Raw genomic sequence first — 20,167 nt, 5'->3', positions numbered from 1 at the left:
TACAAATTCATCTGTGTATCAGTACACAAGACAGTATATAGGTGGTGGTATATATGAAAAGAAGAATTATCTGTATAGACCAGGAAAAATGCAATGGCTGCGGCCTTTGCGCCGAAGCCTGCCACGAAGGGGCCATTGCCATGGTAGAGGGCAAGGCGAAACTTATGCGGGAGGACTACTGTGACGGACTGGGAGACTGTCTGCCTGCCTGTCCTGTGGGAGCCATTTCCTTTGAAGAAAGAGAAGCGGCTCCTTACGACGAGAAAGCAGTTATGAAAAATAAACTTTCAGGAGGCTGTCCAGGCAGCCAGTCCAGGGATATCCTTCATAAGGAAGGACCGGGAGATAAGGGACCTGTTTCTGCTCCATCAGTTTCCAGGCTCAGACAGTGGCCGGTTCAGATCCAGCTTGCGCCAGTAAATGCCCCTTATTTTCAGGGAGCGAAATTACTTATCGCAGCAGACTGTACGGCTTATGCCTATGGGGCCTTCCATGAAGATTTTATCAAGGGACATGTAGCTCTTATCGGCTGTCCGAAACTGGATCATGCAGATTATGCCCGGAAGCTGACAGAGATCATTAAGAACAATGATATCAAGAGCGTTCAGATTGTCCGGATGGAGGTTCCCTGCTGCAGGGGATTGGAACAGGCGGTAAAAACAGCCTTAAAAGACAGCGGAAAATTTATCCCCTGGAATGTAGCGGTCATATCCATAGATGGAAACATTGTGGATGAGTGATAGAAAATAACAAAAAAGATAACAGCAGAAAAGGAGAATAAAGAGATGGATAACAAAATGTTTTGCTTTCAGTGTGAACAGACGGCAGGCTGCGCTGCCTGTACAGGAAATGCAGGAGCCTGCGGCAAGAAGTCAGAGACAGCAGCTCTTCAGGATGAACTGACAGGAGCTCTTATCGGCCTGGCCCGGTCAGTCAGAGGAGATGCGCAGCCAGATGAAAATACTTATCAGATGATCATCGAAGGCTTATTTGCTACTGTGACAAATGTGAATTTTGACGACCAGGCTATTTGTAAAATGACAGAAGCAGTGCGGAAAGAGAAGGAAAGACTGATTCCTCAGTGCAGCAGCTGCGGCTCTCCCTGCGGACAGAATGAGGAATATGATATGAAAGAGCTCTGGACAGAAGAGGAAAACATCCGTTCTCTGAAATCTTTGATCCTTTTTGGTATCCGGGGAATGGCGGCTTATGCTTATCATGCCCTTGTTTTGGGATACAGAGACAACGAAGTAAATGAGTTTTTCTGTGAAGCCTTATTCCGGATAGGCTATGAAGATACTGTAGAAAAGCTCCTTCCTGTTGTGCTGAAAGTAGGAGAGATCAACCTGAAATGTATGGCGCTTCTGGACAAGGCTAATACAGAAACTTATGGAGTTCCGGCTCCGGTGACAGTTCCGCTGAAAGTGGAAAAAGGCCCCTTTATCGTTGTGACCGGACATGATCTGAAAGATCTGAAACTGCTTCTGGAACAGACAGAGGGAAAAGGGATCAACATCTATACTCATGGAGAAATGCTGCCGGCCCATGGTTATCCGGAACTGAAGAAATATCCTCACTTAAAAGGAAATTATGGTACTGCATGGCAGAATCAGAGAAAAGAGTTTGACAATCTGCCGGGAGCTGTTTTATTTACCACCAATTGTCTTATGCCCCCAAAAGACAGTTATAAAGACCGTGTATTCACCACAGAGGTGGTAGGCTTCCCAGGCGCAGTTCACATAGGGAAAGAAAAAGACTTTACGCCTGTTATTGAAAAAGCACTGGAGCTTGGAGGATTTGAAGAGGACAAAGAATTCACAGGCATTAACGGGGGAAGGGAAGTGACTACCGGTTTCGGACATTCTGCAGTTCTCTCCAACGCCGGAAAAATCGTAGAAGCAGTGAAAGCAGGGAAAATCCGGCATTTCTTCCTGGTAGCCGGCTGTGACGGAGCGAAACCAGGCAGAAATTATTACACAGAATTTGTAAAACAGACACCGAAAGACAGTGTAGTGCTTACTCTGGCCTGCGGAAAGTTCCGGTTTAATGACTTAGATCTGGGCGAGATAGACGGTATTCCAAGACTCATTGACATGGGACAGTGTAACGATGCCTACGGGGCAATACAGGTGGCAGCAGCTTTGGCAGATGCCTTCGGCTGTTCTGTTAATGAGCTTCCTCTTTCTTTTGTTCTGTCCTGGTATGAACAGAAAGCGGTGTGCATCCTGCTGACGCTCCTTCATCTGGGAATTAAAAATATCCGCCTTGGCCCGTCCCTGCCGGCTTTTGTATCCCCGGATATTTTGAACTTCCTGGTGGAGAATTATCAGATTGCTCCGATCACAACCCCAGAGGAGGATATCAAAGAACTTCTGAAGTAGGGAAAATAACGGATGTACGGAAACTGCTGTACAAAAGATAGCTGCAGATACCCGGAAAGAATTGACCCAGGTTAAGCTGCATCGGAAATGGGAACTATAAAGCGTGCTCCGCCAGATTTCCTTCCGATGCAGTTTTTTGTGCGCAAAAAAGGAGGGCCAGGGATTTCTCCCTGGCATATGAAAAAGAAAAAAGTCTATCTATATAAAAAAGGTAACTTCCTTTGTTTGATTATTACTATACTATGTATTTGTGAAAAAAATGTGTTGAAAATTCAAAAGAATTGTGAAGAAGTTTTGAATAAACAAAAAAGCTTCTTGACTTAATTAATATAATAGTTATAATAATTATTATACTAATATAGACTGTAAAAAAATGAAATGAGAAAAAGGGAAAGGAGGCGGAAAGTGAAGAATACGGCACAGATCAAGAAAGAAAATCAGAGAAGAATCTGGGAGATATTAAGAGACGGGCTTCCTCATACAAAGCAGGAAGCCACCAGGATCACAGGTCTCAGCCCGGCTACCTGCAATACAATCTTCAATGAACTGGAACAAGAAGGACAGGTCCGAGGAGAGAAGAGAAGATCCGGAGAAGTGGGAAGGGCTTCTGTGGCCTATATGCTGAACCAGGATTATGAAAGTTTTCTTTGCATTGGTTTTGAACTGATCCAGGGAAGAAGGAGTATTTTCTGGAGAGTACTTACAGCAACAGGCCAGGTGCTGGATCAGGGAAGAGACTGCAGGGAAAGGATTACATGCCGGGATATAGAGGATAAGATAGAGGAATTAAAGGAAAAATTTCCAAATCTGAGGGCAGCAGCCATGGGAATCCCCGGTGTGGCAGATAAAGGCTGGATTCGGCATTGCGATCTTCCGGAGTTTGATAATGTGCCCGTGGTGGAGATTCTGGAGCAAACATATCATTTTCCGGTACATCTGGAAAATGATATGCACTATAAAGTCTATGGCTATTATCTGAAAGAATGCTCCAGAGAGGATACAGTAACCATCCTGAATTATCCCAGCCATGTGCTGCCTGGAATGGGCACAGCGGTAGAGGGAAAGGTTATAAAGGGCTGGAACCAATTTGCCGGTATGGTAGGGTTTCTCCCTTATGGAGTTACAAGAGAAGAGCAGATAGAAAAGCTTGTTCCGGAAACCTATCTGCCTTTCCTATCCAAAGGAGCCGCTTCGGTGATCCCCCTTTTAAATCCTCGGATCCTGGTCTTTACAGGCGACCTGGTAAAGGAAGAAGATATAAAGAAAATATGGGAATACTGTGCCAGGACAGTACCGGAAGCCTATCTTCCGGAATTTGTATGGGCTCCGGATATGAAGGAATATTATTTCGCCGGAATGTTTGAAAGAGCAATAGAAGAAAAATGGAGGACAAGACAGTGACAGAGAAAGAATTAATGTTATCAGAACAGCTTTATATTGCCAATGACCCGGAACTGGGGGTTGATAACAACAAAGCTAAAAGGCTAACTCATCTGATCAATACAGCATCAGATGAGGACAGGGAAAAGATCCAAGGGTATTTCCGGAAGCTTCTGAAAAAGACCGGGAAAAATTTTTGGATTGAACCTCCATTTCGCTGTGATTATGGCTGCCACATTTCTGTAGGAGAGAATTTTTACGCCAATTATGATTGTATTATTCTGGATGTTTGCGAGGTGAATATTGGAGACAATGTATTTTTCGGCCCAAGAGTTTCCGTCTATACCGCAGGACACCCATGTAAAGTGATCCGGCACATCACGGAAAAGGACCATGCTTACTGGAAAGAACAGGAAGCACAGTATAAAAAGAACAAAAGTTTATAAAAGAAGATAGAATAAAAAGGTATCAGATGGTCAGGATTAAGGAGAGAGGACTATGGAATTTAAGAAAGAAAATCTGATCTGGACAAGAGAACCGAAAAATTATGCGATAAAGTCTGGAGAAATACGGATTACCACAGAACCGGGGACAGACCTTTGGCAGAGGACTTATTACGGATTTCAGAATGATAATGCCCCGGTGCTTCAGATGAAGACCAGGGAGAAATATTTTTCTTTTGTGGTAAAAACCAGGTTTTCCAGCAAACACCGTTTTGATCAGTGTGGGGTGGTGCTGTACCAGGACAGTGAAAACTGGCTGAAAGCTTCGGTGGAATACGAAAATGAAGAGTATCAGAGGCTGGGCAGCGTGGTGACCAATCATGGGTATTCGGACTGGGCTACTACGGACATTGACGCTTCTATTAAGACGATGTGGTACCGTCTGAGCAGAAGAGAATCTGATTTTTGTGTAGAATGTTCCGGTGACGGAGAAAATTTTAAGCAGATGCGGATCTGCCATCTGGAAGAAGGGGCCGGGGAAATCTCTTTTGGGATCTATGCCTGCAGCCCTGAAGATTCTTCCTTTGAGGCAGTTTTCACGGAGATGAAAATTACAGAATGTATGTGGAAAGCCCATGTATAGCAGAAAAGGCGTCCAAAAACTGCTTTGAGACAGTTTTTGGACGCCTTTTCTGCTATACTAAAAATATAACAGGAAAACAAGTTCAGGTAAGGAGGCGGATCATGGAATTAAAGGAAACCTTGCAAATAAGAGTGGAAGAATTTAAGAAGAATCATCCGGTGGAGGAACAGGTAAAGTCCCGGCTTACACAGCCGTCCATGGCTTTTTATGGGACAGAGATTTTAAACCGGGCGGTGGCCGCCCTGCTGGAGGGAGAGAATCTTCTCCTCTGCGGAGATAAGGCTACAGGAAAGAATGTCCTGGCGGAAAATCTGGCTTGGATTTTTGGAAGGCCTATTTATGACATTTCTTTCCATGTGAACACAGACAGCAGCAGTCTCATCGGTACAGACACATTTGTCAATAATGAGGTAAAACTTCGGGAAGGGCCCATTTACCAGTGCGCCAAGTGGGGAGGATTTGGGATCCTGGATGAGATAAACATGGCAAAAAGTGATGCGGTTTCCGTACTCCATGGAGTCCTGGACTTTCGGCGGATCCTGGATGTGCCGGGCTATGACCGGATCAATCTCCATCCTGCTGCCAGATTCATTGCCACGATGAATTATGGATATGCAGGGACAAAGGAATTAAACGAGGCTCTGGTGTCCAGGTTTATGGTCATCAATATGCCATCTCTCACAATGGAAAGGATGTACCAGATACTGGAGAACCTGTTCCCAACTATCCGCAGGGAAGCTGAGGAACAGTTTGCCGGGCTGTTTTTGGATCTTCAGTTAAAGGCCCAGAATGGAGAAATTTCTACAAAGGCTGTAGATATGAGGGGACTGATCGGAGCTCTTCGTCTGGTAAGAGGCGGCCTGACGCCTCTGGAGGCCATTGACATGGGCATTACCAATAAGACCTTTGATACCTTTGAGCGGGAGCTGATCGGGGATCTGGTTATGACCAGAATACCTGGGACCTGGGACAGGGGCGATGTATTTGATGAATGAAAGAAAACCCAGAGAAGAAAATATTTTTAATATCCAGAGCCGGGTGGAAAACCTGCTCTGGGCGGTAAGCGGAGATTATGAGCTGGATATTCCCGCAAATCTGAAGGCATGGGAGAAATCCCCTTATATAGCCCTATATGAGGCAGTGCGTCAGGGGAGTTTCCGGAAATACTTTGATGCAGACAGGTATCAGGACTTTTTTGCCAAAAAGGTATACCAGGGGATGATTCCTTCTGTGCTGGAGGCCCTGGGGAATCTCTGTATTGACAGCGCTGTGTGGAAAAAGGCGGTAAAAGAGAGGCCCGGAGTGGAAAATCTGAGAAGGAAGGCATTCGCAGACACGTTAGAAAAAGACGATCTTCGCCTCACCCATACAGACTGGGGATACCTGGAAATGTGCTATCTGCAAAAGGCCCTCTGGGGCGAAAACTTTCAGGGAAGAACAGCCAGGATTCTGGACAGGATCTGCTCGATAGAAGACGCAGACTCCGTAGAGGAGATCTGCTGCTGTCTGGAAGAAGTGTATCGGGAAGCTTATGAAAAAGGGCTGGCCCAGAATTTTAAGGGATTGGACCGGGAAATAAAGCCTGCCGATGAGGATATGAAAGAATATACAGATAAGGAAAAGGCAAGGGAAGAGGAGAAAGCAGCGAAGGATGAGGCCCCGGTAAATCTTTTCAGCGGCCATGTAGATCCCCAGGATAACGGAAAACAGGAAAAACCCAGAGCTTCTATGATTTTTTTGGACAGGGAGTCTTCAGACCGGATGGAAGAATACATTGTTCAAAGCTACGGGGAAAGCTGTATTCCTTCCAGAATGCAAAGAGAGCTTCAGAATCAGGTCTGCACAGATACGCATAAAGACTGCCGGATCCATATTACCAGGGGAATCCTCCATGGTCATGGAAAGGACAGCGGCAGAGGGGAGTATGTGAAGAAGGTAAGAGAAGAGAATCTTCGGGTATTAAAAAGTACTCAGCTCATTACCCGTCAGAATATCCAGACACTGGCCAATACATTAAAGAGGGCCCTTCTTACCAGATCGGAAAAAGAAATACTTTCCAGCGAGTATGGAAAAATCCAGGTCAATAAGCTGTGGAATCTGGGAAGAACCCAGAATCGAAAGCTTTTCCAAAGAGAGATACAAAGAGAAGACACAGATTTCGCCGTGGAAATATTGATCGACGCCAGCGGCTCCCAGCAGGGCAGACAGAGCCAGGTAGCTCTTCAGGGGTATATTCTCAGTGAGGCTCTGAGCATTGCTGGGATTCCCCACCGGGTCACTGGTTTTTGCACCCTGGGGGCGTATACAGTCCTGACTATGTTTCGGGATTTTGAGGAAGACCGGGAGATGAACCGGCGGATCTTTGAATTTTACGGTTCTGCCAATAACCGGGACGGGCTGGCAGTAAGAACAGCAGCCGCAGGTCTGGATCAGAGAAAAGAAGAGAATAAAATCCTGGTGGTGTTAAGCGACGGCAGACCCAATGACATTATGGCGGGAAGCCAGAGCCCCGGCTATACGCTGCCTGGGGCTAAAAAAACAGAAAAAGAACCCTACTGTCTGGACTTTGCCCTCCGGGATACGGCAGGAGAGATCCGCAGACTCAGAAACCGGAGAATTGCCGTATTGGGCGTCTTTGCCGGAGAAGAAGAGGATCTGTCTGCGGAGAAGAAAATTTTTGGAAAGGATTTTGCCTATATCCGGGATCTCTCTAATTTTGCCAATGTGGTGGGCCGCTATCTGAAAAAACAGATTGTGGGGCTGGTATAATAACTGGCTGGCTATATCACTCAGGAAGATTTTCCCAATAGAGTCAAGAGCTGCTGACCGCCATACCCAGCAGACAAAGAGCAGTAAATCCGTAGATATCATTGATTACCATGGCAATCTGCATGGCTTTGTTTTTTGCCTGTCCTTTTGTATAAGCCAGAGTAGTGAATACTGCGGAGAAAATCATAAAAGCGGCATAGCTGTAGACAATAATTTCTGCCCCAGGAGACTGCAGTGCCCATGGATTGGTCCGCAGAGGGAAGATCGTCCAGGGAATAAAGATCATCAGTACACTGATAAAGGTAATAAGTTTTTTCATGGTTTATTATCTCCTTTCTGCTCTGCCGAAACATAGGCAGGAAACGGTCAGACATACCAGGGTCACAGCTATAGCCACCGGCAGTAGAGGAAACAGGTCTACAGACAGGTTGAACACGTCTGCTTTGGGCTGTCCTATGAACTGTGACAGGATATGAAAGGGATAGCACATAGGGTAGGCGAACCAGGCCTTTGTGTTGATGAGGAGCACAGAAGGCACGATGGCGGCCAGGCCGATTCCCACAGAAAATACGGAAGTTTGGATGCACACAGCTGCCAGCCAGTAAAAGGCAGCCATGGGAATGGAACTGATATAAATGATCAGAGCTTCGTACAGCACAGAGGACAGAGGAAGGACAAAGTCATAGCCTGTACTGTGGGAGACTATGAATGCCGCAGGAAAATACAGGGCTGCCATCATAAACATCTGGAAGGCTGCCAGGAGCAGGAGCACCAGAAATTTTCCCAGACATAAGCCTGCTGCGTATACAGGAAGAGACAGCATTTTCTGCATTCCCTGATTACTTCGTTCCAGCTGGTTCAGCATAACTGTGATCACTACCAGACTGGCAGGATACATAAACCAGGACAGTCCAAGAAAGGTCTGAAAGAAGAAATTCATTTCCGGAGACAGGCCGGCTGCATTGGAAAAATTGGAGTCTGCATTTAATATTGCAGGAATCCAGAGTAAAATGAGAGGAATCAGCAGGATCCAGATAATATGGGTCCTGCGTATTTTTTTCAGTTCAATGTGAAAGATAGTAAGTAAATTCATACAGGTGTCCTCCTGATCTTTAAGAGAAAAATTTTGACAGCTCCCAAAAGTACCGACTCAGCGGCACAGATTCCCAGAATGGGGAAAATGTCCTCCCATGCTGATGAAGACAACAGACAGCGGTAGGGCAGACAGAAGGTGTAGACCTTGGAAAATACAGCTTCATAGGATACAGTCATTTGTCCCATAAACATACAGACCACTCCGATCCCCAGAGAAACCCACATATTTTTCGCCAAAGAGGCAATCAAAGTGGATAGAAGAAGAACGGGAAGGATGGCGGCTATGGAAAAAGCCGTATTCTGGAGCAGAATTTCCAGGCCTGGATCCTTTCCGGGAAACCAGTGCCGGGCACAAAAGAGGAGAAAACCATCTTCAATGAGAAATACCGGAAGGAAAAGCAGCAGGAGAAGCAGGTTCTTGCAGAAAAACACTTTTCCCTGGCTGACCGGAAGCATATAGAGTTTTTCTATAGCTCTGTTGGCAAACTCTGTGTGATAAAGGATACAGGCTCCCAGTATTGCCAGAAAACTGTGAAAGGTAGCCAGCATATCCCAGTTGCCTTGCAGAAGGATATCCACAGGAGGAAGATCCTGGGAGGTAAATAATTCTGTACGGAAGGCGATATTGAGCACCGGAAAAGCAGAGGCTGCCAGAGCTCCGGCCAGGAAAGCCGGGATCAGTCCGGTGCGCTTTGTTTTTTTCATTTCTAAAGCAAGGATCATCTCTTATCACCTCGTTTCAGGTTGTCTTCCTGGATCATAGCCAGGAAGGTGTCCTCCAGATTGTCGGTGGGATAGCCCATCTGAGCGGCCTGTTCTTTCAGTTCCGGCAGAGTTCCTTCGAAGAGGAGCCTGCCGTGATTCAGGATTCCTATGTCGTCAGCCATTAACTCAATTTCTGAGAGCAGATGGGAGGATACCAGCACCGTGCAGTTATACTTCTGGGGCAGAGATCGGATCAGTGTACGGATCTCATGGATCCCTGCAGGGTCCAGGCCGTTAGTAGGCTCATCCAGGATCAGCAGAGGGGGCCTTCCCAGAAGAGCTTCCGCCAGCCCCAGGCGCTGTTTCATTCCCAGAGAATACTTGCCGGCAGTCCGCTTCCGGAATTCGTAGAGGCCTGTAAGCTCCAGGGCATCTTTGATGCTGCTTTTTGGCAGTCCCAGGATCCTGCGTATAATATCCAGGTTTTCTTCTCCTGTGAGATTTCCATAGAAAGCAGGAGATTCAATAAAGGCTCCGGTTTCACGAAGGATTTTCATCCGATCTTTGGGATAGGAACGGCCCTTTATCTGAAAGCTGCCGCTGGAAGGACGGGTAAGCCCCAGGAACATCTTCATGGTGGTGGATTTTCCTGCTCCGTTTGGCCCCAGAAAACCGTAGACCTGGCCTTTTTTAACATGCATGTTCAGCTTATTTACTGCGGTAAAATCCCGATATCTTTTTGTGAGGTTGTGTGTTTCAATAATATTGCTCATTTTCTTTGCTCCTTTCTTTTGCTGATTCTCAGTATAAAACAGCAACCTTACGGCAACATTCTCCCTACCTTACAATTACCTTACATTTTAACCGGAAGCGCTGCGAGGACGCAAGATATGCTATACTATGTAAAAGCCCAAAAGGCCGGAAGTTATAAATTATATGGGAGGTTATCCAATGGATTTTGAATATTTAAAGAATAAAAAGCTGCTTCTGGTAGATGATGAACCGGAGCTGCTGTCAATGGTGGAGGGAATCTTAGAAAAGGAAGGATATAGGAATATCCGCAGGGCAGGAAACGTAAAAGAAGCTCTGAAAATATTTCAGGAATGGCAGCCGGAAATGGCGGTGCTGGACGTGATGCTTCCTGACGGGGATGGATTCGGACTCTTTGAAAAGATCCGGGAGATTTCAGATATTCCTGTGCTTTTTCTCACAGCAAGAGGAGAGGAGGAAGATAAGTTTCTGGGCCTGGGGCTGGGAGCCGACGACTATATTGTAAAGCCTTTTCTTCCAAGGGAACTGATCCTGCGTATAGGAGTGATCCTCCGAAGATGCTATAAAGAAGAACAGCCCGTGGCGCGTCTGGCCGGCTGCACTGTAGATTTTGAGAGAGCCCAGGTAATAAAAGGAGAAGAAAAACTGCCTCTTACAGCCAAGGAATTTGCTCTTCTTTCTGCCCTGTACAGAAACAGTGGAAAAATAGTTACTATTGATATGCTCTGTCAGGCGGTGTGGGGAGATAATCCCTATGGCTATGAAAATTCTCTTATGGCCCATATCCGGCGGATACGGGAGAAGATTGAGGAAAATCCTTCCAAACCGGTGTCGCTGATCACGGTAAAAGGTCTGGGGTATAAGCTGATCGTAAAGGAGTAGGAAATGAACAGTACCATAAAACTTATCCGAAGATTTTGCTCTATTTTGATTATTTCTATTTTTCTGGGAATCCTGCTGAACCTTATATTTCTGGCTGTTATCACCTGGAATCAGGGAGATAATTCCAGCGGATGGCAGCAGGCGGAGGCAGTTGCGGCGGCTCTCACTCTTTCAGAAGATGGAAGGTATACACTCTCAGAGGAAGAGGAGAAGGAGCTGGAGCAGGCAGGAGCCTGGGGAATCCTGGTGGAGAACAGCACAGGAAATGTGATCTGGGCCAGCGGGAATCTGCCCAAGGAGATCCCCCGGCATTATACCCTGGGGGAAATTTCCTGGGCAGTCCGGGGATATATCCAGGACTACCCTACCACAACAGCTCCACAGGGGGACAATCTTCTTTTTCTCGGTTTTCCCAAGGACCGGTATTTTAAATTAATGTGGCCTACCTTTGACTATGACCTGATCCAGAATTTCTTCTACATGATCCTGGAGTTTCTGGCCTTTAATCTGGTTTTTATTATTGTGGTCTACGCCATTGCTACTTCGGGCATTATCCGCTCAGTCAAGCCCATTGTCCATGGAATAGAGACTCTGGGCAATCAGGAAGATGTATATATTCCGGAAAAAGGTCTTATGTCTCAGCTTGCGGCATCGATTAACCGGGTATCCGAAAAGCTGAGGACCCAGAATTATGCTCTGCGGAAAAAAGAAATGGCCAGAGCAAACTGGATCGCCGGAGTGTCTCATGATATCCGTACGCCCCTGTCCATGGTCCTGGGCCACGCCAGCACACTGGAAGAAGATACGGACCTACCAAAAGAGGCCAGGCAAAAGGCCGGGATCATCCGGCGTCAGAGTATCCGGATGAAAAATCTGATCAATGACCTGAATCTGGCTTCTAAGCTGGAATACAATGTCCAGCCAGTAAAAAGGCAGAGGACAGACTTGGCGGCCCTTGCCAGGTCTGTGGCAGTAGATTTCCTGAACCTGGATAATAAAGGAGACTATCCCATTGAATGGAATACAGGAGAAGAAACAGGCCCTCTTATGGTATATGGAGATCCGGACCTGCTGAAACGGGCCATGTCCAATCTGATCATAAACGCCCAGGTCCACAATCCCCAGGGGTGTACCATTGGAGTGGAGGTAAAAGAAGAGGAAGAAATGTACGCTCTTATTGTCAGCGATGACGGAGTAGGGGTTACTCCGGAAGAACTGAGCTCTATTCAGAAAGCTCCCCACTATATGGTCTGTGACAGCAATACCGGGGAACAGCGTCATGGCCTGGGACTGCTGATCGTAAGGCAGATTGCACAGGCCCATGAAGGAAAGGTAGTGCCGGACCATTCTCCTCAGGGTGGTTTTCTGGTAAAAATTTTACTTCCAAAAGACTGGAAGGAAATCTAACATTTTCGCAACATTGGAATTTTATATCGAAATTTTTCCGTAAACAGGTTACAATATTGCCAGGTGATGAAAATGAAAATATTACTTGTTGAAGATGATCTGACCCTGGCAGAAGAAATCGTAAGGCTCTGCCGGAAGTGGGGCTTTGAAGCAGAATATCTGGAAGAATTTGAGGCCGTGGACCGGGAATGGAAGAAAAGGCAGGGAGATCTGATACTTATGGATATCAACCTGCCTTTTTATGATGGATTTTACTGGGCAAGGGAAATACGGAAAATTTCCCGGGTGCCCATTCTTTTTCTGTCCAGCAGAGACCAGAACAGCGATAAGGTCATGGCCATGGTCTCAGGAGGAGACGATTATGTGGAAAAGCCCTTTGACGGGGAGCTGCTTCTGGTAAAGATCCGGGCTCTGTTAAGAAGGGCTTATGAGTATACTGTAAGTGACCGGGAATATCTGGCAGAGGAGCTTTTGTACGACAGAAGTCAGGGGAATCTGGCCTATAAGGGCCAGACTGTAGAACTGACCAGATCAGAGAATAAAATCCTGGGACTGTTGGCGGACAACCGGGGGAAAATTGTAGAAAGAGAACAGTTGATGGAGTATCTGTGGAGCACTGATGAGTATGTGACAGATGCTTCTCTTACAGTGCTGGTGTCAAGACTGCGGGCAAAAATTGCAGAGTTTGCTCCCGGGATATCCTGTATCTATACCAAGAAGGGAAAGGGGTATTATCTGGAATGAAAGAGTATTTAAAGGACAGAGGAAAGCTGTTTTTTATCCTCCTCTGTCTGTGGTGTTTTGCAGATTTTTACCTGGCTTTTTTATGTGCCTCTAATGTTTATTTTCAGGACCTGCTGTATCTGAATCTGCTGTTTCTGGCAGCTTCTTTCGCCGGGATCTTATGGGATTTTTATCGTTTTAAAAAGACAGAAAAATATCTGGAAGGCAGGCTCTCTCTAACGCCTTTGGAACAGGAAAAGCTCTTTGGAAAAAGGGTGTCTGCATATATGGAGGAGAAGGAAGAGGAGCACAAAAAGGAAATCCGGCACCTGCTCCGGGAACAGGAAGAACTGACGGATTACATTGGAAAATGGAGTCATGAAGCCAAACTGCCTCTGGCAGCCTTAAAGCTGATCAATGAACGGAATCAGGACAGAGAGGCCAGCCGGGAAATGAAAAACAGCATTGCCCGGCTGGAAAGCCTGATCCATACGGTGATGCTGGGAAGCAAGCTCCACCGTCCGGAACATGACGTCCGTTATGAGAAGGTTTCTTTGAAGAAAGCAGTGGGAGAGGCTGTGAAAAATCAGTCGTATTTTTTAATCCGTCACAATTTTGAGATAAAAGAAGAAACGGGAAAAATCCAGGTGTATACCGATAAAAGATGGCTGGTCTATCTCCTGGACCAGCTGATACAAAATGCGGTGAAATACCGGGGAGAAGCTCCGGCTCTCAGCTTTGCTGCCCAGGAAAAAGGGAAGGACAGCATCCTTCTGATAGTGGAAGATAACGGAGTGGGAATCGAACCGGAAGATTTGCCTTATATTTTTCAAAAAGGATATGTAGGGAAGAATTACCGGAAAGGTGACTATCGCTCTACAGGAATGGGACTGTATTTTGTAAAAGAGATCAGCCAGCTGCTCCATACAGAAATCCGGGTCTTTTCGGAACCGGAAAAGGGCACCAGGTTTGAAATACGTTTTCAGGATCTGTCAGAACATTTGCTTTTGTCGGAATAATCCTTTCAGAAATGTTAGATACCAACTAAAACTGTCAGGCAGATGTAAGGATTTTTGAAGGCCTCTCTGCTATGCTGGTATACAGACAGGAGGTAAACAAAAATGAACAAAATTTTAGAAATCCGAAATCTATCAAAAAGCTATGGACGAAGAGGATATCAGACCTGGGTGCTGCGGGATATCAGCCTGGATATTTTTCAGGGAGACTTTATCGGGATCATGGGCCCCAGCGGTGCGGGAAAGACTACCCTTTTAAATATGCTGTCCACTCTGGATAAGCCTTCCCGGGGAGAGATCCTTTTGGATGGGGAAAACATTGTGGAGATGAAAAACCGGCAGCTTTCTCAGGTGAGAAGAGACAAGATCGGCTTTATTTTTCAGGAGTATAATCTTCTGGATAATATGACCCTCCAGGATAATATTGCCCTTCCTTTGTCCTTAAACGGAGTAAAAACAGGAGAAATCCTTAAACGGGTGAGAGGGACGGCAGCAACTTTCGGACTGGAGTCTCATCTGGGGAAATATCCCTATCAGCTTTCCGGAGGACAGAAACAGCGGGCAGCCAGTGCCAGAGCTCTGATCACTAATCCCAGGATTTTGTTTGCTGACGAGCCTACCGGGGCCTTGGACTCCAAATCGGGGAAAGACCTTCTCTGCTGTCTTAAGGCAGCAAATGAGGCGGGAAAAGCAACCATCGTAATGGTGACCCACGATGCCTACTGTGCCAGCTATGCAAAACAGGTGTACTTCTTAAAAGACGGCAGGATTCAGTGCTGCCTGAACCGACAGGAGAGCAGGAAAGCATTCTATGATGAGATCATGGCCATGCTGGCCTCTATAGGAGGTGACCAGGAATGAGTCTTTTTCGGCTGGCGGTGTGGAACTTTAAGAGAAGTGTGAGGGAATTTGGAGCACTGGTTCTGTCTCTGTCTTTTTCTGTATTTATTTTCTTTAACTTTCAGAATGTCATCTATTCCCAGGCTATGGATGTGCTTATGGAATTCCGGAAAGACCTGATTGATTCTGTACTCCAGGCAGCCTCTATTGTATTTGGAGTCTTTCTTTTCTTTTTTATCTGGTATGCTGCCAATGTGTTCCTGAATCAGAGAAAAAAGGAAATCGGCATCTATATTTTTATGGGGCTGGATAATAAACGGATCAGCAGAATGTATGCTCTGGAATCCGCCATGGTAGGACTGTTTTCACTGGTCTTCGGACTGGCTTTCGGCGTTTTGTTTTCCAAATTGTTTCAGATGCTGCTGTTAAAATTGTCAGAGATTAGTGTAGATGTGGAGTTTTCTTTTTCCCTTCAGCCAGTGCTGAATACGGGAGGAATGTTTCTGGTCATTTATGGCTTTATGATCCTGAAAGGCTGCCACACTCTCAGAAACAGCAGCGTGCTGAACCTGCTGTCGGGAGCCAGGCAGAAAGAAATCCGACAGGAAAATAAAGCGCTTACTGCTCTTAGGATACTGGCAGGAACAGCAGCTCTTATTTTGGGGTATCTGGCGGCCCTGGATACAGGGGGACCTCAGGGGCTTGTACGGATGGTCCAGGCGGTAGTTCTGGTTATTGTCGGAGTCTATCTCCTCTATTCTGGTCTGATTCCTGCCATCCTCAGACTCCTTACCAGAAATAAAAAATTCCTTTACCGGAAGGAGAGAACCCTCTGGATCAATAACCTGGCTTTCCGGATAAAAAAGAACTACAGGACCTATGCTATGGTCACTGTTTTGATGATCTGTTCGGTGACTTTAATGGCCCTGGCCATTGCTCTGAAACAGCGATATGACAGAATGGAAAATTTTGATCAGGTCTATTCCTGTCAGGTAGTGAATTATGACGGAACACTGGATGGTGAGGAAATCTTAAAGGGGATCGAAGGGGAAAATCCTGTGGAGTACTGGAATGAATACACTCTTTTAAACCTTCCGTCCGAAATGTTTCGCACAAAATATAACCAGACAATGTATGTTCTGGCGCCCTACTCCCAGGTGAAAGAAGGAGCTGGAAGAGCAGGGCTGGAATTCCCATATAAGGAACTGGAAGATGGCCAGGTGGTTGGTCTTTCCCACGAGATTCTTTTCAGCCTGGTAGGCACCAATGAACCTTCAGCTGTAAATATCGGAGAGAAAACCTATGATGAGGTGGACGTTACAACAACTCCTTACCTTGGAAAGCTCCAGACCTATGCAGAGGCTTATATCGTGTCAGACAGGACCTTCGAGGAGCTGAAAAGCCGGGGCAGCCTGCTCTATATCTATAATTATCGTCTGGAAAACCCCGGCAATATAGAAGCCTCCAGACCCTGGCTTCAGGATCTTGTCCAGGAGGGAGAAGAGGGCATGACAGGAGTCAGCTACACCGAGGATTCTTTAAATGAAGACAGCTATATCCGTGTGACTTACTCTCTGTGTCTTTTCATGTTTGTTACGCTGATGCTTGCGGCGGGAAGCATTATCTTTCTGAAGATCGGGAATGAAGCCTATGAGGACGGGGAAAGATATGAAATCCTGGAGAAAATGGGGGTTCCCCGGAAAACATTGGGAAAGGCTGTGAGAAATGAAATCTGTTTCGCTTATTACTGTCCCTTCCTGCTGATGTCCATATCCTCCTACTTTTCCGTCAGGGCATTGGGAGAACTTATGAAAGAGGATTTGTTCCGGATAAATGTGTGGAGCGCTTTGTTTGTTTTGGTACTTTTCAGCCTAATCTGTTTTTTCTCTGTAAGAGGGGCAAAAAGGAAGCTTTTTGCCCGGTCTTTCTGGAAAGTGTAATCTCTTTGCCGGCTTTTACGCCTCCTTCATAGGTGGGGGGATAAGAAAAAATATATTCCTCACGGAAAGGGATACAGCATTCCTCCAGAGCAGAGGGATAGAGACCATGCCAATCATCAGAAGATACATTAATCAGATCTGCATCGAAAAATACAGTCAATCCCAGGAAGAACAGGTTCTTCTATATAGGACTCCAGGAAGTCTCTGGACACATGGACGTCCACTACCATAGAGGCCAGGGCGCACTGGGACTCATGGATCTGATTAGAATCTATTACAATAAATTCTCCTGGGACAAGAGTATGTTTCACGCCTCCCACAAGAATCTCCGCAGTGCCGTTGAGAATATAGATCAGCTCAATAGCAGGATGCCAGTGGGCAGGAAAATAGGAGCCTCTGTTGGTGTAATAGTGAATGGCAATATTGGTATTTTCCAGATCATAGAGGTGTTCATAAATGGCCTGTTTCATAGAAAAAACTCCTTTGAATGTCAATTTTGACCTAAAAACTGTCAATATACTATCTAAAAATAACCATGTTTACATGATAGCATATGGTTGTAACAAAGAAACTTTCTTTTATCGAGCGTCTTGCAAAATATGTGGAAGATAACGCAGAGTATTTTGCAAACCTGCATTGCGTTTGCTCCGGTGATTTTCATTCAAGATTTTAATTTGATGGAAACGGCGGAACATTAAGATGCAGAAAAAAGAACAAGAGAATAAAAAACAGTTAAAAAAGAACCGAGGTATGAAGCGGTAGATTCCTTTCATATCCCGGTTCTTTCATTTTGCCGGCTGATCAGCGTTCCATCATACTGATGGATTCAATACCTACGCTTCCGCCCCGGACAACTTCGATGGTTTTAAATTCTTCTTTAATCAGTTTGATAACTGCGTCATTTTTGGTTGCCGTCTGGACAAATTCCAGAAGGAGACTGTCCTTTCCGTAATCGATGACTCTGGCTTTAAAGGTTTCTGCAATCTGAAAAAGCTCCACCTTATCTGCAGGGGTGCATTTTTTTACCTTAATATACAGGATTTCTTTCATCCGGATAAAAATATCGGTAAAATCAATGACTTTGATCACTTCCACCATACGGTTCAGCTGCTTTTTAATCTGCTCAAAAGTTTCATCGTCGCTGACAGTGGCAATTGTCATACGGGAGACGGTAGGATCTTCTGTGGTACCTACTGTCAGACTGTCCAGGTTATAGCTCTTTCCGGCAAAAAGCCCGGAAATTTTGGACAGCACACCTACCTGATTTTCTACATATAAAGAGATCCATCTTTTTTTCATTCCTTTTTCCATTTTCCCGTCCTCCTAACAATCCATAATCATATCTTCTAAGGTTCCGCCCGGTTTGATCATAGGATATACCATTTCCTCCGGGTCGATGATAAATTCAATGATGGTAGGCGCCTTGGGGTTCTTTTTCGCTTCTTCAAAAGCCGGGGCGATCTCTTCCTTATTCATTACCCGGATGCCTTTGGCTCCATAGCTCTCTGCCAGCTTCACAAAATCAGGGACATATTCTGATGGAAATTCTTCCCCGTTTGTGCGGCGGGAGAGGGCGCCTGACTTCAGATTTGTCATGGAGTAGCGTTTACCGTAAAACAGTTTCTGCCATTGGCGCACCATACCCAGATATTCATTGTTAAAGATACACAGTATTACAGGAAGCTCCTCCAGAACCGCAGTAGCCATTTCCTGGATATTCATCTGCATGCCGCCGTCGCCGGAAATAGCGATTACCGGAATGTCAGGATTCCCGATTTTAGCCCCAATGGCTCCCGGAAGTCCATATCCCATAGTTCCCAGGCCTCCGGAGGTAACCAGATGCTTCTTATTATTAAGCTCTGCGTACTGAGTTACCAACATCTGATGCTGACCAACATCAGTGACAATGATGGCTTCCTCAAACTGCCGGTTGATTTCACTTATTATATCCAGAGGGCTCATAAGTTTTCGGTCTTTCATATTCAGTGGATGTTCTTCCTTCCACGCCTGGATCTGCCCCAGCCATTTCTCTGTATTCTGCTCGGTTACATATTCCGCCATTTTTGTGATCGCCTCTTTTGCGTCGGCTACAATAGGGATATCCACTTGGATATTTCTGGAGATAGAGGCTGTATCAATATCGATATGGATGATCTGAGCATTTGGAGCAAAAGCATGAAGCTTTCCGGTGATACGGTCATTAAATCTGGTTCCGATAGAAAAGAGTACATCGCAGTTGCTTACGGCCATATTGGCAGCATAGGCTCCATGCATTCCCAGATTTCCTACAAAAAGAGGATGGTCAGTGGGAATGGCTCCCCGGCCCATAATTGTCGTTACCACAGGCACCTGGGTCTTTTCCACTACCTGAGTGAAAATTTCATCCGCTCTGGCGATATTTACTCCGCCGCCTGCCAGAAACAGAGGACGTTTTGCTTTCTGCAGAACCTTAATGGCTTTTTTCAGCTGTCCGATGTGAACGCTGGTGTTAGGCTTATACCCACGGATATTTACGGTTTTGGGATATTCCGGGCTTCCCAGTTCACACATCACATCTTTGGGGAGATCAACAAGAACCGGACCGGGACGGCCAGTGCGGGCGATGTAGAAGGCCTCTTTGATAATACGTCCCAGATCTTCACGTCTTCTTACAGTTACTCCATATTTGGTAATGCTTCTGGTAATGCCTACGATATCCACTTCCTGGAAAGCGTCGTTTCCGATCAGGTATCTGGCTACCTGGCCGGTAAAGCATACAAGAGGCACGCTGTCATAGTTGGCAGTAGCCAATCCGGTAACTACATTGGTAGCTCCGGGGCCGCTGGTAACAAGACATACGCCTACCTTTCCCGTAGTCCTTGCATAAGCGTCTGCTTCATGGACCAGAGCCTGCTCATGGCGGGGAAGGACGATATCGATATTATTCTGCTTATACAGTTCATCACTGATGTCAATCGTGGTCGCTCCCGGATAGCCGAAAAGAACTTCTACCCCTTCTTCCTTCAAGGCTTTTACGAACAATTTGTTTCCTGTGATCTGTTTCATATGAGATACCTCCCTATATTGTCAAGTGATTTTCCTTTAAAATAAAGGTTTTTCAAGTTACTATCTCAGATGAATGAGCCATGGAGATGGGCATTTCTCTGTATCTGATACGAAAATAGCTGGTTTT

General features: G+C 45.9%; 20 protein-coding genes. 13 read left to right on the top strand and 7 right to left on the bottom strand.

The window, feature by feature from the left end:
- Window positions 1–53 precede the first annotated feature (53 nt).
- From B5G00_RS03490 to B5G00_RS03460, 7 genes are all read left to right on the top strand, one after another.
- Window positions 54–740 (top strand): ATP-binding protein, encoded by a 687-nt coding sequence (locus B5G00_RS03490; RefSeq protein ID WP_087268587.1) that lies wholly within the window; start codon window positions 54–56, stop codon window positions 738–740.
- 45 nt (window positions 741–785) lie between these two features.
- Window positions 786–2,381: a hydroxylamine reductase gene (hcp, locus tag B5G00_RS03485; protein ID WP_087268584.1), complete on the top strand. Its 1,596-nt coding sequence runs from the start codon at window positions 786–788 to the stop codon at window positions 2,379–2,381.
- Between the two features lie 405 nt (window positions 2,382–2,786).
- Window positions 2,787–3,782, top strand: coding sequence for an ROK family transcriptional regulator (locus tag B5G00_RS03480; protein WP_162613476.1), 996 nt, complete (start codon window positions 2,787–2,789; stop codon window positions 3,780–3,782).
- The gene (locus B5G00_RS03475) at window positions 3,779–4,207 is read left to right on the top strand and encodes a maltose acetyltransferase domain-containing protein (RefSeq protein WP_242971271.1); all 429 of its coding nucleotides are present in this window, start codon (window positions 3,779–3,781) and stop codon (window positions 4,205–4,207) included. Before B5G00_RS03480 ends, B5G00_RS03475 begins: the two co-directional genes overlap by 4 nt.
- Window positions 4,208–4,259: 52 nt before the next feature.
- Window positions 4,260–4,847, top strand: a complete 588-nt coding sequence (locus B5G00_RS03470) for a DUF1349 domain-containing protein (RefSeq protein ID WP_087268575.1) — start codon at window positions 4,260–4,262, stop codon at window positions 4,845–4,847.
- A gap of 101 nt (window positions 4,848–4,948) precedes the next feature.
- A complete protein-coding gene (locus B5G00_RS03465; protein WP_087269116.1) occupies window positions 4,949–5,842 on the top strand; it encodes an AAA family ATPase in 894 nt (297 codons plus the stop codon).
- Window positions 5,835–7,616: a cobaltochelatase CobT-related protein gene (locus tag B5G00_RS03460; protein ID WP_087268573.1), complete on the top strand. Its 1,782-nt coding sequence runs from the start codon at window positions 5,835–5,837 to the stop codon at window positions 7,614–7,616. Before B5G00_RS03465 ends, B5G00_RS03460 begins: the two co-directional genes overlap by 8 nt.
- A 43-nt stretch (window positions 7,617–7,659) precedes the next feature.
- On the opposite strand, the gene B5G00_RS03455 is transcribed toward B5G00_RS03460, so the two are convergent.
- The 4 genes from B5G00_RS03455 to B5G00_RS03440 are packed head-to-tail and all read right to left on the bottom strand — an operon-like array spanning window position 7,660 to window position 10,189.
- A complete protein-coding gene (locus B5G00_RS03455) occupies window positions 7,660–7,935 on the bottom strand; it encodes a hypothetical protein (protein WP_087268570.1) in 276 nt (91 codons plus the stop codon).
- Window positions 7,936–7,941: 6 nt separating this feature from the next.
- The gene (locus tag B5G00_RS03450; protein ID WP_087268567.1) at window positions 7,942–8,709 is read right to left on the bottom strand and encodes an ABC transporter permease; all 768 of its coding nucleotides are present in this window, start codon (window positions 8,707–8,709) and stop codon (window positions 7,942–7,944) included.
- Window positions 8,706–9,434, bottom strand: coding sequence for an ABC transporter permease (locus B5G00_RS03445; RefSeq protein WP_087268564.1), 729 nt, complete (start codon window positions 9,432–9,434; stop codon window positions 8,706–8,708). The genes B5G00_RS03450 and B5G00_RS03445 overlap by 4 nt, the downstream gene beginning before the upstream one ends.
- Window positions 9,431–10,189, bottom strand: coding sequence for an ABC transporter ATP-binding protein (locus B5G00_RS03440; RefSeq protein ID WP_087269112.1), 759 nt, complete (start codon window positions 10,187–10,189; stop codon window positions 9,431–9,433). Before B5G00_RS03440 ends, B5G00_RS03445 begins: the two co-directional genes overlap by 4 nt.
- A gap of 178 nt (window positions 10,190–10,367) precedes the next feature.
- On the opposite strand from B5G00_RS03440, the gene B5G00_RS03435 reads away from it, so the two are divergent.
- From B5G00_RS03435 to B5G00_RS03410, 6 genes are all read left to right on the top strand, one after another.
- Entirely contained in the window at window positions 10,368–11,069 is a 702-nt protein-coding gene (locus B5G00_RS03435) for a response regulator transcription factor (protein ID WP_087268560.1), read from the top strand.
- Between the two features lie 3 nt (window positions 11,070–11,072).
- The gene (locus tag B5G00_RS03430; protein WP_087268557.1) at window positions 11,073–12,476 is read left to right on the top strand and encodes a sensor histidine kinase; all 1,404 of its coding nucleotides are present in this window, start codon (window positions 11,073–11,075) and stop codon (window positions 12,474–12,476) included.
- 72 nt (window positions 12,477–12,548) lie between these two features.
- Window positions 12,549–13,220 carry a response regulator transcription factor gene (locus B5G00_RS03425; protein ID WP_087268554.1) on the top strand — a complete coding sequence of 224 codons (672 nt, stop codon included), beginning with the start codon at window positions 12,549–12,551 and terminating at the stop codon, window positions 13,218–13,220.
- A complete protein-coding gene (locus B5G00_RS03420; RefSeq protein WP_087268551.1) occupies window positions 13,217–14,218 on the top strand; it encodes a sensor histidine kinase in 1,002 nt (333 codons plus the stop codon). The genes B5G00_RS03425 and B5G00_RS03420 overlap by 4 nt, the downstream gene beginning before the upstream one ends.
- Window positions 14,219–14,320: 102 nt before the next feature.
- Window positions 14,321–15,076 carry an ABC transporter ATP-binding protein gene (locus B5G00_RS03415; RefSeq protein ID WP_087268548.1) on the top strand — a complete coding sequence of 252 codons (756 nt, stop codon included), beginning with the start codon at window positions 14,321–14,323 and terminating at the stop codon, window positions 15,074–15,076.
- Window positions 15,073–16,995: an FtsX-like permease family protein gene (locus B5G00_RS03410; protein ID WP_087268545.1), complete on the top strand. Its 1,923-nt coding sequence runs from the start codon at window positions 15,073–15,075 to the stop codon at window positions 16,993–16,995. The genes B5G00_RS03415 and B5G00_RS03410 overlap by 4 nt, the downstream gene beginning before the upstream one ends.
- 128 nt (window positions 16,996–17,123) lie before the next feature.
- On the opposite strand, the gene B5G00_RS03405 is transcribed toward B5G00_RS03410, so the two are convergent.
- The 3 genes from B5G00_RS03405 to ilvB form a co-directional block, all read right to left on the bottom strand.
- Complete coding sequence (locus B5G00_RS03405; RefSeq protein ID WP_087268543.1) at window positions 17,124–17,465, bottom strand: cupin domain-containing protein; 342 nt, start codon at window positions 17,463–17,465, stop codon at window positions 17,124–17,126.
- A 331-nt stretch (window positions 17,466–17,796) separates the two neighbouring features.
- Entirely contained in the window at window positions 17,797–18,306 is a 510-nt protein-coding gene (gene ilvN / locus B5G00_RS03400; protein ID WP_087268540.1) for an acetolactate synthase small subunit, read from the bottom strand.
- 12 nt (window positions 18,307–18,318) lie between these two features.
- Window positions 18,319–20,040, bottom strand: a complete 1,722-nt coding sequence (gene ilvB / locus B5G00_RS03395; protein ID WP_087268537.1) for a biosynthetic-type acetolactate synthase large subunit — start codon at window positions 20,038–20,040, stop codon at window positions 18,319–18,321.
- Window positions 20,041–20,167: the final 127 nt, after the last annotated feature.

The sequence above is a fragment of the Blautia sp. An46 genome (genome assembly GCF_002161645.1).
GTDB classification, from domain to species: domain Bacteria; phylum Bacillota; class Clostridia; order Lachnospirales; family Lachnospiraceae; genus Blautia; species Blautia ornithocaccae.
The sequence above is the reverse complement of the archived record's forward strand: the minus strand, read 5'-3'. Positions and strand labels throughout refer to the sequence as shown.

What these genes read in the sequence shown, in the direction of transcription:
- B5G00_RS03490 (WP_087268587.1), top strand. Translation starts at nt 54, where the DNA reads ATGAAAAGAAGAATTATCTGTATAGACCAGGAAAAATGCAATGGCTGC.
- hcp (WP_087268584.1), top strand. Translation starts at nt 786, where the DNA reads ATGGATAACAAAATGTTTTGCTTTCAGTGTGAACAGACGGCAGGCTGC.
- B5G00_RS03470 (WP_087268575.1), top strand. Translation starts at nt 4,260, where the DNA reads ATGGAATTTAAGAAAGAAAATCTGATCTGGACAAGAGAACCGAAAAAT.
- B5G00_RS03465 (WP_087269116.1), top strand. Translation starts at nt 4,949, where the DNA reads ATGGAATTAAAGGAAACCTTGCAAATAAGAGTGGAAGAATTTAAGAAG.
- B5G00_RS03460 (WP_087268573.1), top strand. Translation starts at nt 5,835, where the DNA reads ATGAATGAAAGAAAACCCAGAGAAGAAAATATTTTTAATATCCAGAGC.
- B5G00_RS03455 (WP_087268570.1), bottom strand. Translation starts at nt 7,935, where the DNA reads ATGAAAAAACTTATTACCTTTATCAGTGTACTGATGATCTTTATTCCC.
- B5G00_RS03450 (WP_087268567.1), bottom strand. Translation starts at nt 8,709, where the DNA reads ATGAATTTACTTACTATCTTTCACATTGAACTGAAAAAAATACGCAGG.
- B5G00_RS03445 (WP_087268564.1), bottom strand. Translation starts at nt 9,434, where the DNA reads ATGATCCTTGCTTTAGAAATGAAAAAAACAAAGCGCACCGGACTGATC.
- B5G00_RS03440 (WP_087269112.1), bottom strand. Translation starts at nt 10,189, where the DNA reads ATGAGCAATATTATTGAAACACACAACCTCACAAAAAGATATCGGGAT.
- B5G00_RS03435 (WP_087268560.1), top strand. Translation starts at nt 10,368, where the DNA reads ATGGATTTTGAATATTTAAAGAATAAAAAGCTGCTTCTGGTAGATGAT.
- B5G00_RS03430 (WP_087268557.1), top strand. Translation starts at nt 11,073, where the DNA reads ATGAACAGTACCATAAAACTTATCCGAAGATTTTGCTCTATTTTGATT.
- B5G00_RS03425 (WP_087268554.1), top strand. Translation starts at nt 12,549, where the DNA reads ATGAAAATATTACTTGTTGAAGATGATCTGACCCTGGCAGAAGAAATC.
- B5G00_RS03420 (WP_087268551.1), top strand. Translation starts at nt 13,217, where the DNA reads ATGAAAGAGTATTTAAAGGACAGAGGAAAGCTGTTTTTTATCCTCCTC.
- B5G00_RS03415 (WP_087268548.1), top strand. Translation starts at nt 14,321, where the DNA reads ATGAACAAAATTTTAGAAATCCGAAATCTATCAAAAAGCTATGGACGA.
- B5G00_RS03410 (WP_087268545.1), top strand. Translation starts at nt 15,073, where the DNA reads ATGAGTCTTTTTCGGCTGGCGGTGTGGAACTTTAAGAGAAGTGTGAGG.
- B5G00_RS03405 (WP_087268543.1), bottom strand. Translation starts at nt 17,465, where the DNA reads ATGAAACAGGCCATTTATGAACACCTCTATGATCTGGAAAATACCAAT.
- ilvN (WP_087268540.1), bottom strand. Translation starts at nt 18,306, where the DNA reads ATGGAAAAAGGAATGAAAAAAAGATGGATCTCTTTATATGTAGAAAAT.
- ilvB (WP_087268537.1), bottom strand. Translation starts at nt 20,040, where the DNA reads ATGAAACAGATCACAGGAAACAAATTGTTCGTAAAAGCCTTGAAGGAA.